General features: G+C 69.1%; 14 protein-coding genes and 1 tRNA gene. 9 read left to right on the plus strand and 6 right to left on the minus strand.

Annotated elements, in window-relative coordinates; translation table 11 throughout:
* Positions 1–156: 156 nt before the first annotated feature.
* The 7 genes from AU195_RS00165 (at position 157) to AU195_RS00195 (ending at position 5885) form a co-directional block, all read left to right on the plus strand.
* Positions 157–239: transfer RNA gene (locus AU195_RS00165), tRNA-Leu, on the plus strand.
* A gap of 32 nt (positions 240–271) precedes the next feature.
* Complete coding sequence (locus AU195_RS00170) at positions 272–703, plus strand: DoxX family protein (protein WP_059157043.1); 432 nt, start codon at positions 272–274, stop codon at positions 701–703.
* Positions 690–1163: a DUF309 domain-containing protein gene (locus tag AU195_RS00175; protein ID WP_059157044.1), complete on the plus strand. Its 474-nt coding sequence runs from the start codon at positions 690–692 to the stop codon at positions 1161–1163. The genes AU195_RS00170 and AU195_RS00175 overlap by 14 nt, the downstream gene beginning before the upstream one ends.
* Positions 1164–1208: 45 nt before the next feature.
* The gene (locus AU195_RS00180) at positions 1209–2534 is read left to right on the plus strand and encodes an MFS transporter (RefSeq protein WP_059157045.1); all 1326 of its coding nucleotides are present in this window, start codon (positions 1209–1211) and stop codon (positions 2532–2534) included.
* A 4-nt stretch (positions 2535–2538) separates the two neighbouring features.
* Positions 2539–3528, plus strand: coding sequence for a LacI family DNA-binding transcriptional regulator (locus tag AU195_RS00185; RefSeq protein ID WP_059157046.1), 990 nt, complete (start codon positions 2539–2541; stop codon positions 3526–3528).
* Between the two features lie 84 nt (positions 3529–3612).
* Positions 3613–4815: a cytochrome P450 gene (locus tag AU195_RS00190; RefSeq protein ID WP_059157047.1), complete on the plus strand. Its 1203-nt coding sequence runs from the start codon at positions 3613–3615 to the stop codon at positions 4813–4815.
* Entirely contained in the window at positions 4812–5885 is a 1074-nt protein-coding gene (locus AU195_RS00195) for a phosphotransferase (RefSeq protein ID WP_059157048.1), read from the plus strand. The genes AU195_RS00190 and AU195_RS00195 overlap by 4 nt, the downstream gene beginning before the upstream one ends.
* A gap of 7 nt (positions 5886–5892) precedes the next feature.
* On the opposite strand, the gene AU195_RS00200 is transcribed toward AU195_RS00195, so the two are convergent.
* From AU195_RS00200 to AU195_RS00225, 6 genes are all read right to left on the minus strand, one after another.
* The gene (locus AU195_RS00200; protein WP_059157049.1) at positions 5893–7191 is read right to left on the minus strand and encodes an MFS transporter; all 1299 of its coding nucleotides are present in this window, start codon (positions 7189–7191) and stop codon (positions 5893–5895) included.
* A 53-nt stretch (positions 7192–7244) separates the two neighbouring features.
* Positions 7245–8555, minus strand: coding sequence for an MFS transporter (locus AU195_RS00205; protein WP_059157050.1), 1311 nt, complete (start codon positions 8553–8555; stop codon positions 7245–7247).
* Between the two features lie 68 nt (positions 8556–8623).
* Positions 8624–10096: an adenylate/guanylate cyclase domain-containing protein gene (locus AU195_RS00210; RefSeq protein WP_059157051.1), complete on the minus strand. Its 1473-nt coding sequence runs from the start codon at positions 10094–10096 to the stop codon at positions 8624–8626.
* Between the two features lie 12 nt (positions 10097–10108).
* Positions 10109–10411 (minus strand): hypothetical protein, encoded by a 303-nt coding sequence (locus AU195_RS00215; protein WP_059157052.1) that lies wholly within the window; start codon positions 10409–10411, stop codon positions 10109–10111.
* Entirely contained in the window at positions 10408–11922 is a 1515-nt protein-coding gene (locus AU195_RS00220; RefSeq protein WP_059157053.1) for a class I adenylate-forming enzyme family protein, read from the minus strand. Before AU195_RS00220 ends, AU195_RS00215 begins: the two co-directional genes overlap by 4 nt.
* The gene (locus AU195_RS00225; protein WP_059157054.1) at positions 11919–12770 is read right to left on the minus strand and encodes an SDR family oxidoreductase; all 852 of its coding nucleotides are present in this window, start codon (positions 12768–12770) and stop codon (positions 11919–11921) included. Before AU195_RS00225 ends, AU195_RS00220 begins: the two co-directional genes overlap by 4 nt.
* 212 nt (positions 12771–12982) lie before the next feature.
* Between AU195_RS00225 and AU195_RS00230 the strand changes: the two genes are divergently transcribed.
* Positions 12983–14560: a methylmalonyl-CoA mutase family protein gene (locus AU195_RS00230; protein WP_059157055.1), complete on the plus strand. Its 1578-nt coding sequence runs from the start codon at positions 12983–12985 to the stop codon at positions 14558–14560.
* Positions 14560–14961 carry a cobalamin B12-binding domain-containing protein gene (locus AU195_RS00235; RefSeq protein WP_059157056.1) on the plus strand — a complete coding sequence of 134 codons (402 nt, stop codon included), beginning with the start codon at positions 14560–14562 and terminating at the stop codon, positions 14959–14961. Before AU195_RS00230 ends, AU195_RS00235 begins: the two co-directional genes overlap by 1 nt.
* The last annotated feature ends 19 nt before the right edge of the window (positions 14962–14980 follow it).

The raw sequence follows: 14980 nt of genomic DNA on the forward strand, positions 1-14980 counted from the left end.
TCGAGGCGTCACCGAAGCGGTTCGCGACCTCACCGAGTCGTGGGTCTTTTGCGAAAAGTGATAGCGCCCGTGCTAGCTGATAGCGCGGGCGGTATCGACTTTCGGAAAGGCACACCACCCGGACGCCGGCAGCCCGGACGGTACGATGACCACGCTGCGGGCGTGGCGAAATGGTATACGCGCCGGCTTTAGGTGCCGGTGCTCGAAAGAGCGTGTGGGTTCGAGTCCCTCCGCCCGCACTCCGTGTCACCGGGCCAGGCACCATGGCCTGGTGACCATGCTTCGCCTGCTCGCCCGAATCCTGCTCGGGGTGGCGCTCGCCTACGCCGGTGTCGGGCATCTGACCTTCGCCCGCACCGACTTCTACGCCCAGGTGCCGCCCTGGCTGCCGCTGAACGTCGACGTCGTGGTGATCGCCTCGGGTGTGGTGGAGATCGCGCTCGGCGCGGCCCTGATCGTGCTGCACCGGTGGCGGGTGCCGCTCGGCTGGATCACCGCCGCGTTCTTCGTGCTGATCTTCCCCGGCAACATCTCCCAGTTCCTCACCCACACCGACGCGTTCGGTCTCGACTCCGACCGCGACCGCGCCGTCCGGTTGCTCTTCCAGCCCGTCCTCGTGGTGTGGGCGCTGTGGTCGACCGGAGCATGGGCGGCATGGCGTCGACGCAAGGCGGTCGAGGAGCAGTCGCATGTCCGGGCGTGACCGCGACGAGGCCGGCCGGCCCCGCAACAGCCGCCCGCGCGACGCGCTCGGCCGGCCACTGCCGCCCGGCAGCGAGGGCGTCGACCGCATCCCCGACGATCTGTGCCTGCCGCCGGACGAGACACTCGCCTACGCCCAACGCCTGGTCGACGCCGGGCGTGCGTTCCATGCGCACGAAGTGCTCGAGGCGGCGTGGAAGAACGGCCCCGACGACGAGCGGTCGCTCTGGCAGGGGCTCGCACAGTTGATGGTCGGCATCACGCACGTCCAGCGCGGTAACCCCGGCGGGGCCCGCGCGCTGTTGCGCCGGGCCGCGGGACGGCTCGCGGAGGCGCCCGCGCGCTACGGCGTCGACGTGGCCGGTGTCGTTGGTTACGCCGAGGGGTTGGACCGCGACCTGGATACCGGTCGCGAGATCCCGGCCGACCGGCTCAGGCCCACGCTCGTGCGCGCGGACTGAATCGACCACCCGCTTACGCGGATAAGCGGTAGTCTCCCTCTCGCCATGGAGAGTCAGACATCCGCGCCCGCACCCGCCGATTCGGCGGCCATCCGCAAGGCGATCGCCGGCGCCTCGATCGGTAACGCCGTCGAATGGTTCGACTTCGCGATCTACGGCTTCCTCGCGACATTCATCGCCGCCGAGTTCTTCCCGGCGGGCAACGACACCGCCGCGCTGCTGAGCACGTTCGCGATCTTCGCGGCGGCCTTCTTCATGCGGCCTCTCGGCGGTTTCGTGTTCGGCCCGCTCGGTGACCGCATCGGCCGCCAGCGGGTGCTCGCGGTGGTGATCCTGCTGATGTCGGCGGCCACGCTCGGCATCGGCCTGCTGCCGACCTACGCGAGCATCGGTGTGGCCGCGCCGCTGCTGCTGTTGTTCCTGAGGTGCCTGCAGGGATTCTCCGCCGGCGGTGAATACGGCGGCGGCGCAGTGTATCTCGCTGAATACGCGCGAGACCGCAGCCGCGGTCTGACGGTGACGTTCATCGCCTGGTCCGGCGTCGTCGGCTTCCTGCTCGGGTCGGTGACGGTCACCGTGCTGCAGGCGCTGCTGCCCGCCGCGGCGATGGAGAGCTACGGCTGGCGCATCCCGTTCCTTCTCGCCGCGCCGCTGGGACTGGTCGGCCTCTACATCCGGTTGCGCCTGGACGACACGCCGGAGTTCGCGGCGCTGTCGGAGACCGACCGGGTGGCGTCGTCGCCGCTGCGGGAGGCGGCCACCACCGCATGGCGGCCGATCCTGCAGGTGATCGGGCTGTTCATCGTGTTCAATGTCGGCTACTACGTGGTGTTCACGTTCCTGCCGACCTACTTCATCAAGACCCTCGAGTTCGGCAAGACCGCGTCGTTCGTCTCGATGTCGCTGGCCAGTCTGGTCGCCCTGGTGCTGATCCTGCCGCTGGCGGCGCTGTCGGACCGCATCGGCAGGCGTCCGCTGCTGATCGGCGGTGCGGTCGCGTTCGTGATCCTGGCCTATCCACTGTTCCTGCTGCTGAACTCGGGTTCGCTCGCCGCGGCGATCACCGCACACTGCGTGCTGGCGGCCATCGAGTCGATCTACGTGTCGACGGCCGTCACCGCCGGCGTCGAACTGTTCGCCACCCGGGTGCGCTACAGCGGATTCTCCATCGGCTACAACGTCTCGGTCGCGGCGTTCGGCGGGACGACACCGTACGTCGTCACCTGGTTGACCGCGACGACCGAGAACAACCTCGCCCCGGCGCTGTACCTGATCGTCGCCGCGGTCGTGTCGCTCGCGACGCTGCTGACGCTGCGCGAGTCGGCCGGCCGGCCGCTGGCCGCGTCAGCGGTCGCTGACGTGCGACGATGAGCCGGTGAGCGGTAGGGGAGCGGCGCGGCCCACCAAGGCCGACGTGGCGCGGTTGGCCAACGTCTCGACGGCCACCGTCAGCTATGTCCTGAACAACGTGGCGAGTCAACGCATCTCGCCGCGCACACGCGACGCGGTGCGCAAGGCCGCCGAGACACTGGGCTACCGGCCGAATCTCGCTGCGCGCAACCTCGCGGTCGGGGGGAGCGGCATCGTGCTGTTCATCGTGCCCCGCATCGCGCTCGGCGAACTGCCGATGGAGGTCGGCAGCAGACTCACGACCGCGCTCGCACGCCACGGCATCGTGTTGTCGCTGCAGTTCGAGACCGACGACGACCGCAACGTCGTCGACGCGATCAACGACCTGAACCCGGTCGCGGTCACGAGCGTGTTCCCGCTGACCGGGGCGGCGCTCGCGGCCGTCGAGGCCGCGGGCATTCCGCAGATCCACGTCGGCAGCGCGCAGTTGCGCGCGCTCGGCGACCTGCACCTGTCCATCGGTGAACTGCGGATCGCGCATCTGAAGGAGCGGGGACACCGCCGGCTCGCCTTCGCCTACTCCGACGTCGACAAGCTCCGCCCGCTCGGCGACTACTGGCTCGCCGGGCTGCGGGTGGGCGCCCGCGAGCACGGGCTGCCCGACCTCGCGGTCGGCACGCTCGCGACCGACGGAAGCGACGCCGCCGAGGCCGTGACCGGTTGGGTGGACCAGGGCGTGACGGCGGTCTGCGCGCAGAGCGACGAGACGGCGTTCGTGGTGCTGCACGGGCTGCGCGAAGCCGGTCTGCGGTGCCCCGCCGACCTGGCCGTCATGGGCGTCGACGCCCGTCCGCTCGGTGCGGTGAGCGGTCCGCCGCTGACCTCCGTCGGATTCGACGCCAAGGAGATCGTGGACGTCGCCGTCGCGGCGATGATGGCCGAACTCGGCTACCCGATCGAGTACCAGCCCAGCGCCCGCAACGTCGCCCGGTTGATCCAGCGCGCGTCGACCTGAGCGTTACATCCGGAGGCAGAATTGTTGCTTCTGGCCCCGCTTACGCGTGTAAGCTCCCTACCGCGTACAGAGAGGCGGATTTCCGTGACCGTGAGTGCCAGCCCCGACGTCTACTTCGACCCGTATGACGTCGAACTCAATGCCGATCCCTACCCGATGTTCAAGCGCCTCCGCGAGGAGGCGCCGCTGTACTACAACACGCAGTACGACTTCTACGCCGTGAGCCGCTACGACGACGTGTGCAAGGCGCTCGTGGACCACGAGACCTTCAGCTCCGCGCGCGGCGCGATCATCGAGCTCATCAAGGCGAACATCGACATCCCGCCGGGCACGGTGATCTTCGAGGACCCGCCGATCCACGATGTGCACCGCAAACTGCTCGCGCGCATGTTCACACCGCGCAAGATCAACGCGCTCGAGCCGAAGATCCGCGAGTTCTGCGCCCAGAGCCTCGATCCGCTCGTCGGCGCCGGCCGCTTCGACTTCATCGGCGACTTCGGCGCCCAGATGCCGATGAAGGTGATCAGCTCGCTGCTCGGCATCCCCGAGGACGACCAGGAGATGATCCGCGACTACGGCAACGCCCAGTTGCGCACCGAGGCGGGTAAGCCGATGTCGGCGGCCGAAAACGGCATGGTGACCGGCGAGGTGTTCGAGGCCTACATCGACTGGCGCAAGGACAATCCGTCCGACGACATCATGACCGAACTGCTCAACGTCGAGTTCACCGACGAGACCGGCACCGTCCGCCGGCTTCGCCGCGAGGAGCTGCTCGTCTACCTCAACGTGGTCGCGGGCGCGGGCAACGAGACCACGACACGGTTGATCGGCTGGGCGGCCAAGGTGCTGGCCGAACATCCCGACCAGCGCAGGGAACTGGTCGAGAACCCGGCCCTCATCCCGCAGGCCGTCGAGGAACTGCTGCGCTTCGAGCCCCCGGCCCCGCATGTCGCGCGCTACGTGACCCGCGACGTCGAGATCCACGGACAGACGGTTCCCGAGGGCAGCGTGATGTTGATGCTGATCGGCGCCGCCGTCCGCGATCACCGCCAATTCCCGCCCGACGGCGACGTTTTCGACATCCACCGAGAACCGCGCCAGCATCTCGCGTTCAGCGTCGGGACGCACTACTGTCTCGGCTCGGCGCTCGCACGACTGGAGGGGCGGATCGCACTCGAGGAGATCCTCAAACGCTTCCCGGAGTGGGACGTCGACATGGCCAACGCCGAGTTGTCCCCGACCTCCACTGTGCGGGGCTGGGATTCGATGCCGGCGATCATTCGATGACCAGGGCCGCGCTGGTCGTCCCGAAGGACTGGGACGAGATCACACCGGACTGGATGACCACCGCGTTGTCCGCGCACCATCCGGATGCGGTCGTCGACACCGTGAGCGTCGACCTCCGCGACGACGGCACCAACCGGCGGGCCCGGTTACGCCTCGGCTACTCCGCGGGTTCGGGTCCGGAGACGGTGTTCGTCAAGGCCGTCGACCCCGCCCACCGCGACCTGGTCCGGCTCACCAGCGGTCTGTTCCACGAACCGCGGCTGTTCAACTCACGGGTGGAACTGCCGCTGGAGCACCCGACCGTGTTCACCGCACTGGTCGACGAGGCCGCCGAGGACTTCATCCTGGTGATGGAGGACCTCACCGCTCGTGACGCCGACCCGCGGGACGCCACCCGCCCCCTGAGCGTCGAACAGGCGGCGACGGGGGTGCGCGGTCTGGCCCGGATGCATGGGCGATACTGGGGCTCAAGGGTTCTCGAGGAGCCGACGCTCGACTGGCTGGAGCCGTTCGTGCCGTGGGACGGGATGGGCGCCGCACCGCTGTCCGAAGCGCAGAAGCGGCTCGGGGACGACGCGCCGGACGTCGTGATGGCGCTGACCATCGGCGAACTCATCGACGACATCTGGAAGCCGTACATCCGGAGTCTGACCAGAGCGCCGCAGACGCTGCTGCACGGCGATCCCCACATCGGCAACACCTATCTGCTGCCCAGCGGTGAGGTCGGGTTCCTGGACTGGCAGGTCGCCCGCAGGGGCAACTGGTCGCTGGACCTCGGGTACTTCCTGCAGGGCGCGTTGACGATCGAGGACCGGCGCCGCAGTGAGCGTCACCTGCTCGAGGAGTACCGCGACGCGCTCGGCCTGCCCGCCGACGAACTCCCGTCGCTCGGAGAGATCTGGCTGCGCTACCGGGCGTCGGTGGCGCACGGGCTCACGCTGTGGCTGTGCACGGCCAGTGCCGGCGAGCTGTGGCAGCGCCCGGACATCGCGATCGCTCTGGCGCAACGGTATTCGGCGGCGTACGCCGACCTGCAGACCGCCGAGGCGCTGGTCGACATCGACACCTGAGTCAGGGTCACCGAACCCGGGGCTGCCGCCACGGCCCGGGCATCAGGCTGACCGACACCGCGGAGATCACCGACACCGCGATCATGTAGGCGGCGATCGCATCGCTGGACCCGGTCGCCGCATACAGGGCGGTGGCGATGGTGGGCGCGAACGCCGATCCGATCACCGCCGAGAGCGTGTAGCCCAGGGAGACACCGCTGTAGCGGACGTCGGCGTCGAAGGCCAGGCTGAACAGCGATCCGGTCACCCCGGCCGCCGGCGCCATCGCCAGTCCGAACACCAGCACGAGCGCCAGCAGGAAGAGCCCGGGCCGACCGGTGTTGATCAGCGCGAAGACGGGCAGCACCGACAGACCCATCGCGACCACACCTGCCAGGAAGACCGGTTTGCGGCCGACGGCGTCGGACACCCTGCCGAACACCGGGTACATCACCACCGCCACCACGGCGGCCACGCACACACCGAGAAGTGCCTGCGCGCGGTCGATTCCGGCCACGGTCGTCGCATACGACACCAGGTAGGCCACGCAGATGTAGGCGAACACCCCCTGCGACAGATACGCCCCTGCGACGAGCAGGATCTGCCGCCAGTGCCTCCGGAACGCCACCGCGATCGGCAACCGGAGGACCGCGGCGCGGGCCTGCAATGCGGCGAAGTCGGGGCTCTCGGCCAGCGAGAGCCTGATGACCAGACCGATGACGATCAGCACGGCGCTGGCCAGGAAGGGGATCCGCCAACCCCAGGACAGGAACTGCTCGTCGGGGAGCAGCGAGACGGCGTAGAACGCCAGCGTGGCGGTGGCGGTCCCCGCCGGGGCGCCCATCTGCGGGAACGCTCCGTAGAGGCCCTTGCGTTCTGGTGAGGCGTGTTCGACGGCCATCAGCGTGGCGCCGCCCCACTCACCGCCGACGGCGAATCCCTGCGCCAATCGCAACAGCGTCAACAGGATCGGCGCTGCGACGCCGATCTGCGCGTAGGTCGGCAACGCGCCCATCAGCACGGTGGCGACGCCCATGATGAGCAGCGAGTAGACCAGCATCCGCTTGCGGCCGACGCGGTCGCCGTAGTGGCCGAAGACGATCCCGCCCAGGGGCCGGGCGACGAAGCCGACCCCGAACGTCGCGAAGGACAACAGGAGTCCGGTCGCCGGTGACACGGCGGGAAAGAACAGCTCGGGGAACACCAGCGCGGCCGCCGTACCGTAGATCAGGAAGTCGTAGTACTCGACGGTGGTCCCGATGAAGCTGGCCGACGCGACTCGCAGCGGTGACATGCCGACGGTGGCGGTGGCACTGGTCGCTGCCATGCACCTGGACACTATCGGCCGATGGTCGGCCCGGCAAGGGTTTTCGCGAGCCCTCAGACCCGCATGCGCAGTGGACGATTGGCGGTTTCGCGCATGGTGAGGATGGTGGCCAGCGAGACGACGGCGGCCACGATGACGTAGTAGGCGGGTGCGAGTTCGTTACCGGTGCGGTCGGTGAGCCAGGTCGCGACATACGGTGCGGTACCGCCGAACAGCGCAACCGACGTGTTGTAGCCGATCGAGTAGCCGCTGGAGCGCACCCGGGTCGCGAACAACTCCGCGCCCGCGGCCAGCGAACCCGCCACGAACACCGCCTCGAGCGCGGACAGGCCGGCATGGCCGGCGATGGCCCCGAGCAGCGATCCGGTGTTGAACAGCGCGAACAACGGATAGGCCAGAACGGCGAAGCCCACGGCGCCGGCGATCAGCAACGGCTTGCGGCCGACTCGGTCCGACAGCGCACCGAGCGGGAGGATGAGCACCAGTCCGACGACGCTGGCCACGGTGATCGACAGGAACGCGTCGATCTTGGTGAAGTCGAGCGTCTCGGTCATGTAGCTCGGCAGGTACGTGAAGACGGTGTAGAAGCCGACGTTGTGGATGATGACGAGGCCGGCGATCTGCAGGATCGGCTTCCATGAGGTCGTCACCGCATCCTTGAGTGGTGAGGTGGACACCTCACCGGATTCCTTGAGCTCCTCGAAATCCGGTGTGTCACCGAGCCGCAAGCGGATGTAGAGTCCGACGCCGCCCAGTACACCCGCGATGAGGAAAGGGATGCGCCACCCGTAGGAGTCCATCGCGGACTCGCTCAGCGCCGTCTCGAGGGCGGTCACGGTCACCGAGCCGAGCAGGAAACCGACGACCACCGACCAGACCAGGAAGCTGACGACGAAGCCGCGGTGCCGGTCGGGAGCGAACTCGGCGAGATAGCATGCGCCGCTGCCGTATTCACCGCCGGCGGAGAAGCCCTGCACGCACCGGAGAACGAGCAGCAGCAGGGGCGCAGCGACGCCGATGGCGTCGTAGCTCGGCAGCAGGCCGATCGCGAATGTGGAGGCCGACATCAGCAGGATGACCAGGGCCAGCACGCGCTGACGGCCGATCCGGTCACCCAGCGGTCCGAAGAAGAACCCGCCGAGCGGTCGCATGAAGAATGCGGCCGCGAAGATGGCGAAGGTGTTCAGCAGTGCGGCGGTGTCATCGGCGGTGGGGAAGAACGTCTTCGCGATGTAGGTGGCCAAAAAGCCGTAGATCGCGAAGTCGAACCACTCGACGGTGTTGCCGATGGCGGCGCCCCGCACCGCGCGCCGCACCGCGAGTGGGTCGGCCTCCCGCGGGCGGTGTCCGTCGATGGTGGCCATGGCTGCTCCTCGATCGATTCGTCGACCCGGGCACTGCTGGGACCGAGCATTCCCGATCTTGTGCGGAACTAACCCGCGGACTCCCGGCCGCGCCCCTGCTCCAGCGGGGTGAAGATCGGGGTCGGATCCACCCGGCCGCGCAGCAGCACCTCGCCCTGGGTGGCCCAGCGGCGGCGTTCCCCCGGATCTGCGCGTTCGGTGACGGCACCGGAACAGAGCACCCGGGCATCGGAGGCCTTCGCGTGGTCGGCGAGGCGTGCGGCCTCGTTGACCGCGTCCCCGATCACCGTGTACTCGTAGCGGTTCTCCGCCCCGATGTTGCCGGCGAACACCGGTCCGGCCGAGACGCCGATGCCGAAATCCAGTGGTCGGCTCCGCAACTGCGCGGCCAGCGTGCGCGCCGTCGCCAGCGCCGCGTCGGCGGCGTGGTCGAGGGCCAGCGGGGCACCGAACACCGCGAGCGCGGCATCGCCCTGGAACTTGTTGATCAGCCCGTGGTGGTCGTCGACCGCGGCGACCACGATTCGGAAGAAGTCGTTGAGCAACTCGGCGACCCGCTGGGGGTCCCGTCCGGTGGCCAGCCGCGTCGACCCCACGAGATCCACGAACAGGATGGCCGCGTCGCGGACGTCGCCGTGCCCACCGGTCGCCTCCTCGGCGCGGCGCACGACCTCCGGTCCGACGTGGCGGCCGAACAGGTCGCGCAGGCGGTCGCGTTCCCTCAGCCCGGTGACCATCCGGTTGAAACCACTTTGCAGATGCCCGATCTCGGACCGGTCGTAGACGTCGACCAGACGCCCGGTGCCGCCGCGCTCGATCTCGCCCATCGCCTCGACCACGTCGTGCACCGGGTCCGAGATCGACCGGGACACCACGATCAACGTCCGCAGGCCGAGCAGCACCGCGACGAGCGCGAGCACCAGCACCGGCAGTTCGATGGACGCGGCGTCGCCGACCAGCCAGCCGAGGCGGCGCATCGCGACCAACGTGACGATGCCCGCGCCGGGGAGTGCGATGCACACGGTCCACATCGCGATCAGCCGCCCACGCACGCCGGGTACCGACTCGGCGTGTTCCCTCTCCGTCGTCGGCACCGCCATCAGCGGGCGCAGCGGGCGCTGGGTGAACAGGAATCCGGTGCACACCGTGGCGGTGCCGCCGAACATCGCGGCCGTGATGATGACCAGCAGGGTTTCGGTGCCCGCGCCGGCGTTGAGGGCGATCAGGACGCCGGCCGCCACGCCCCACGGTGCCAGCAGGACCGCGGACAGTCTCGCGGTGACATTCGTCGTCGCACCGGTGGACACGGGGGAGCGGTCGGCCTGTCGACGGAACGCCGGCTCCAGCGCGGCGACGCCGCCGACTGTGGTGATCAGGACGCCGGCGGCGATGATGGCAACCACCGCGATCAGGTTGCCGACGGTGAGCAGTGCGCGGGTCCCCACGACGTTCTCGGCGCCCAGCGAGACCACGATCGCGGTGACCTCGGCGGCCGTCAGCAGGAACGCGACGGCCAGACCGGTGGTGTACCGGGCACGCACCGGCGCGGTGGGTCAGTCGCTGGCGGGCAGCGGCTTGGCCTCTTTGAGGTTCAGCGGGGTGCTGCCGATGGACAGCGTGCCCTTGCCGGCCTTGGTGACCAGCACCTCGGCGCCGCCGTCGTCGACGTACCGCTTACCCATCACATTGCCGTCGGACAGCGCCGGATCGATGGTCGCGTCGGCGGATCTCTCGCCGTCCAGCGGCACCATCGGTGCGCCGCCGGCGCGCAGGTCGTCGAGGCTGTCGGCGCTGCGCACCACGATCACCTGGGTGTCGCACACCTGGCTCTGCAGGCGGGTGCCGTTCTTGATCATGCGGGCTCCTTCTCGGGCTCGTCGGCTGCGGCTTGGAGTTCTTGGATGAGTTCCCGGCGCAGCACCTTGCCGGTGGCGTTGGTGGGCAGTTCGGCCCGGAACACCACTCGGTCGGGGGTGCGGGAGCCGCGCAGGTGCCTGCGCACGTGCGCCCGAAGATCGTCGGCGTCGGGGGCGGCGCCGGACGCCGGCACCACCACGGCGACGATGATCTGCCCCCACTGCGGGTCCTCGGGACCCACGACGGCGACGTCGCGGACGTCGGGGTGTTCCACCAGCACGTCCTCGATCTCGGCGGGCGCGATGTTCTCCCCGCCCCGGATGATCGTGTCGTCGGACCGGCCGCCGATGAACAGGTATCCGTCAGCGTCAAGGGACGCAACGTCTTTGGTGGGAAACCAGCCGTCCGCGTCGAGCACGGAGCCGATGTCGGTGTAGCGGCCCGAGACCTGGTCGCCGCGGACGAACAGCTCACCGGTCTCACCGGGGCCGAGCACGGTGCCGTCGTCGCCGCGGATCTGCACCTCGATGCCGGGCACGATCTGGCCCACCGAGCCGAGTCGGCGCGCCACCTCCTCGTCGTCGGAGGCGAGTGCGGCACGGTGGTCGTCGGGGCCGAGCACGGCGATGGTGGAACTGGTCTCGGTCAGCCCGTAGGCGTTGACGAAGCCGACGCCGGGCAGCAGTTCGAGGGCCTGGCGCACCAGCGGCAGGGCCACCTTGGAACCTCCGTAGGCCAGGTTGCGCAACGTCGGCAGCGCCACCTTCTCCTCCGACAGCGCGGACACGATGCGGTCGAGCATGGTGGGCACGACGGTGGCGGTGGTGACGCCTTCGGTGGTGACCAGCCGGATCCACTCTCGGGCGTCGAAGTGCCGCAGATACACCATCTTCCGGCCCGCGTACAGGTTCGACATGGCCGCGCCGACACCGGCGATGTGGTAGGGCGGCACACAGATCAGCGCCGCGTCATCCGGTGCGGCCGAGGCGAACTCGACGGTGCCGGTCACGTAACTGGTCAGGTTGTTGTGGGTGAGCTCGACGGCCTTGGGGCGTGACGTGGTGCCCGAGGTGAACAGCACGACGGCCACCGCGTCGGGGTCGGCGAACTCCGTGGCGGGCTCGGCCGTCCGCGCGGCGGCGAGGAACTCCTGCGCGTCGATCACCTGCTTGCCCGCGCCCTCGACCACTTCGCGGTACTCCGGGTCGGCGATCACCAGGGCGTCGGGAAGTCTCGCGATGAGTTCGTGTAGGCCGTCGCGGCTGAGCCGGTAGTTGAGCGGGGTGAACGGGATCGCCGCCCTGGCCGAGGCGAACAGCAGCAGCGGCAGCAGCGCGCCGCCGGTTCCGACGTAGGCGACGTGTGCGGCACCGGAACTCGCGATGGCACCGGCGCCGCCGTCGGCCAGTGTGGACAGCTCGGCGACGGTCAGCCGCAGGTCGTCGGAGACGACGGCGGTCCGGTCCGCGTCGGCCGAGACCGACATCTCGAGCAGCAGCGAGATACTCATGACTTGTCCACGAAGATGTCGAGGGTCGGGTTGTCTCCGCCACCGTAGCGCGACAGGTCGCTCACCCCGGCAGAGGCGAGCACGTCGGAGTCGATGAAGCACTGGCCGGTGGTCTCGCGGGCGGGCCGGGACAGGACCTCGACCGCCGCGTCGGCCATGATCTGCGGATCGCGCGCGGCCTTGAGTGCTTCCTGCCCGTCGGCCATGTTGGCCACCGCCGAGGTGGCGATGTAGGTCTCGGGCCACAGGCAGTTGAAGGCGATCCCCACGTCGGCGTACTCGGCGGCCCAGCCGAGCGACAGCAGCGTCATCCCGTACTTCGACAGCGTGTACGACGGGTGGGCGCCCAGCCAGTGGGGGTTCATGTTGAGCGGCGGCGCCAACGTGAGCACGTGCCCGTTGGACGATTCCCGCAGGTGCGGCAGGCAGGCCTTCGTCAGCAGGAAGGTGCCGCGGATGTTGATGTCCATCATCAGGTCGAACTTCTTGGCCGACAGCTGTTCGGTCGGTTCGGTGGCGATGGCGCTGGCATTGTTGACGCAGACGTCGATGCCGCCGAAGTGCTCGACGGCGGTGGCCACGGCGCGTGCGACGTCGTCCTCCTTGCGCACGTCCCCGACGACCGCGACGGCCTTGCCGCCCGCGGCTTCCACGTCCGCGACCGCGGTGTGCACGGTCCCGGGCAGCTTGGGGTGCGGTTCGCCGGTCTTGGCGAGCAGCACGACGTTGGCGCCCTGACGGGCCGCGCCGATCGCGATGGCCAGACCGATCCCGCGGCTTCCGCCGGACACCACCAGGGTGCGATCAGTCAACGGTCGCCGGCTGGGCACCCCTTGTTCGCTGGGCATGGGCCTCCTCGACTCAATTCGATGGTATTGGCATTCTCATTTTCTGCAAGTGGCGTATCCGGTGATTGTGTCGCATGGCCCGGTGCAGGTGGGCGCTGGGGTGTCGCGCGGCGCGACCGCGCCTGCCGACGGGCGCCGAACACGCGTCGACGCGGCGGCCTTCCCGAATGCGGTATTGGCATTCTCATTTTTTGCAAGTACGTTATCCACTGATGAGCGACCTCGTGCAGACTTCCTCGGGCCTCCCGCTCGAGCCCGTCTACGGGCCGGGCGATCGGGATGGCGAACCCCCCGCGCCCGGTACCTATCCCTTCACACGCGGAAACTTCGCGTCGGGATACCGCGGCAAGTTGTGGACCTTCCGGCAGTATTCCGGTTTCGGCACCGCGGAGGAGTCGAATCGCCGCTACCGCTACCTGCTGGACCAGGGTGGCACCGGCCTGTCCGTGGCGCTGGACCTGCCGACGCAGTGCGGATACGACTCCGACGATCCGGAGTACGGCGAGGAGGTCGGCCGGGTCGGCGTCGCCGTCGACACCCTGGCCGACGCGGAGATCCTCTTCGACGGCATCCCGCTCGACAAGATCAGCACCAGCTTCACCATCAACGGCACCGCGGCGATCCTGCTGGCGTTCTACGTCGCCGCGGCGGAGAAGGCCGGCGTCCCCCGGGAGAAGCTCACCGGCACCATCCAGAACGACATCCTCAAGGAGTACGCCTCCCGCGGCACCTGGATCTGGCCGCCGGAGCCGTCGCTGCGGTTGATCGCCGACACCATCGAGTTCTGCGCCGCAGAGGTGCCGCGGTTCAACGCCATCTCGGTGGCGGGCGCGCACTTCCGCGACGCGGGCGCGAACGCGGTGCAGGAGATGGCGTTCACGCTCGCCGACGGCGTGACCTACTGCGACACCGTGGTCGAGCGCGGCCGGATGTCCATCGACAAGTTCGCACCGCAGATCTCGTTCTTCTTCTACACCCATGGCGACTTCTTCGAGGAGATCGCCAAATACCGTGCCGGACGGCGGCGTTGGGCCACGATCGTGCGGGAGCGTTACGGGTCGACCAGCGACAAGGCGTCGATGTTCCGGTTCGGCTGCGTGTCCGGCGGGGCGTCCCTGTACGCGCCGCAGGCCCAGAACAACGTCGTGCGGATCGCCTACGAGGCCATGGCGTCGGTACTCGGCGGTGTGCAGTCGATGTTCACCGCCGCGTGGGACGAACCGTTCGCACTGCCCAGCGAGGAGTCCGCGACGCTGGCCCTGCGCACCCAGCAGATCCTGGCCTACGAGACGGGGGTGACCCGGGTGGCCGACCCGCTCGGCGGCTCGTACTTCGTCGAGGCGCTGACCGACGACACCGAGGCCAAGATCATCGAGATCATGCACGACCTCGAGCAGCACGGCGGCATGGTCCGCGCGATCGAGGACGGCTACCTGCAGGGCCTCATCGCCGACGAGGCCTACAAGCTCCACCAGGAGGTCGAGTCGGGACAGCGGCCCGTGGTCGGGGTGAACAAGTTCGTGACCGACGAACCGCCGCCGGACATCGACACCTACGAACTCGACGCCGAGGGCCGCGACCTGCAGCTCAAGCGGCTGTCGAAGGTCAAGGCGGACCGCGACGCCGATGCGGTGGCGGCCACGCTGGCGGCGCTGTCCCGGGCGGCCGAGGGTGACGACAACCTGATGCACAAACTGATCGACTGCGCGAACGCCTACTGCACCGTCGGCGAGATGGTCTCGGCGCTCAAAGCGGTGTGGGGCGAGTTCCAGCAACCGGTGGTGTTCTGATGAGTCCGACGCGCGTCCTCGTCGCGAAACCGGGCCTCGACGGGCACGACCGCGGCGCCAAGATCGTCGCCCGCACGTTGCGCGACGCCGGATTCGAGGTCATCTACACGGGCATCCGCCAGCGCATCGAGGACATCGTCTCGATCGCCCTGCAGGAGGACGTCTCGCTGGTCGGGCTGTCCATTCTCTCCGGCGCCCACCTGGCCCTGACCCGGCGCACCGTCGAGGCGCTGCGCGCGGCCGACGCCGGGGACATCGCCGTGGTGGTCGGTGGCACCATCCCGCAGGCCGACGTACCGAAGCTGCTGGAAGCCGGTGCGGCCGCGGTCTTCCCGACCGGCACACCGTTGGAGACCCTGGTCGCCGAGGTTCGCAAGCTGACCGGTGAGGTGGCGCAGTGACCCGGCGGTCGCCGAACGT

Origin of the sequence: Mycobacterium sp. IS-1496, from assembly GCF_001499995.1 — a bacterium.
Lineage (GTDB): Bacteria > Actinomycetota > Actinomycetes > Mycobacteriales > Mycobacteriaceae > Mycobacterium.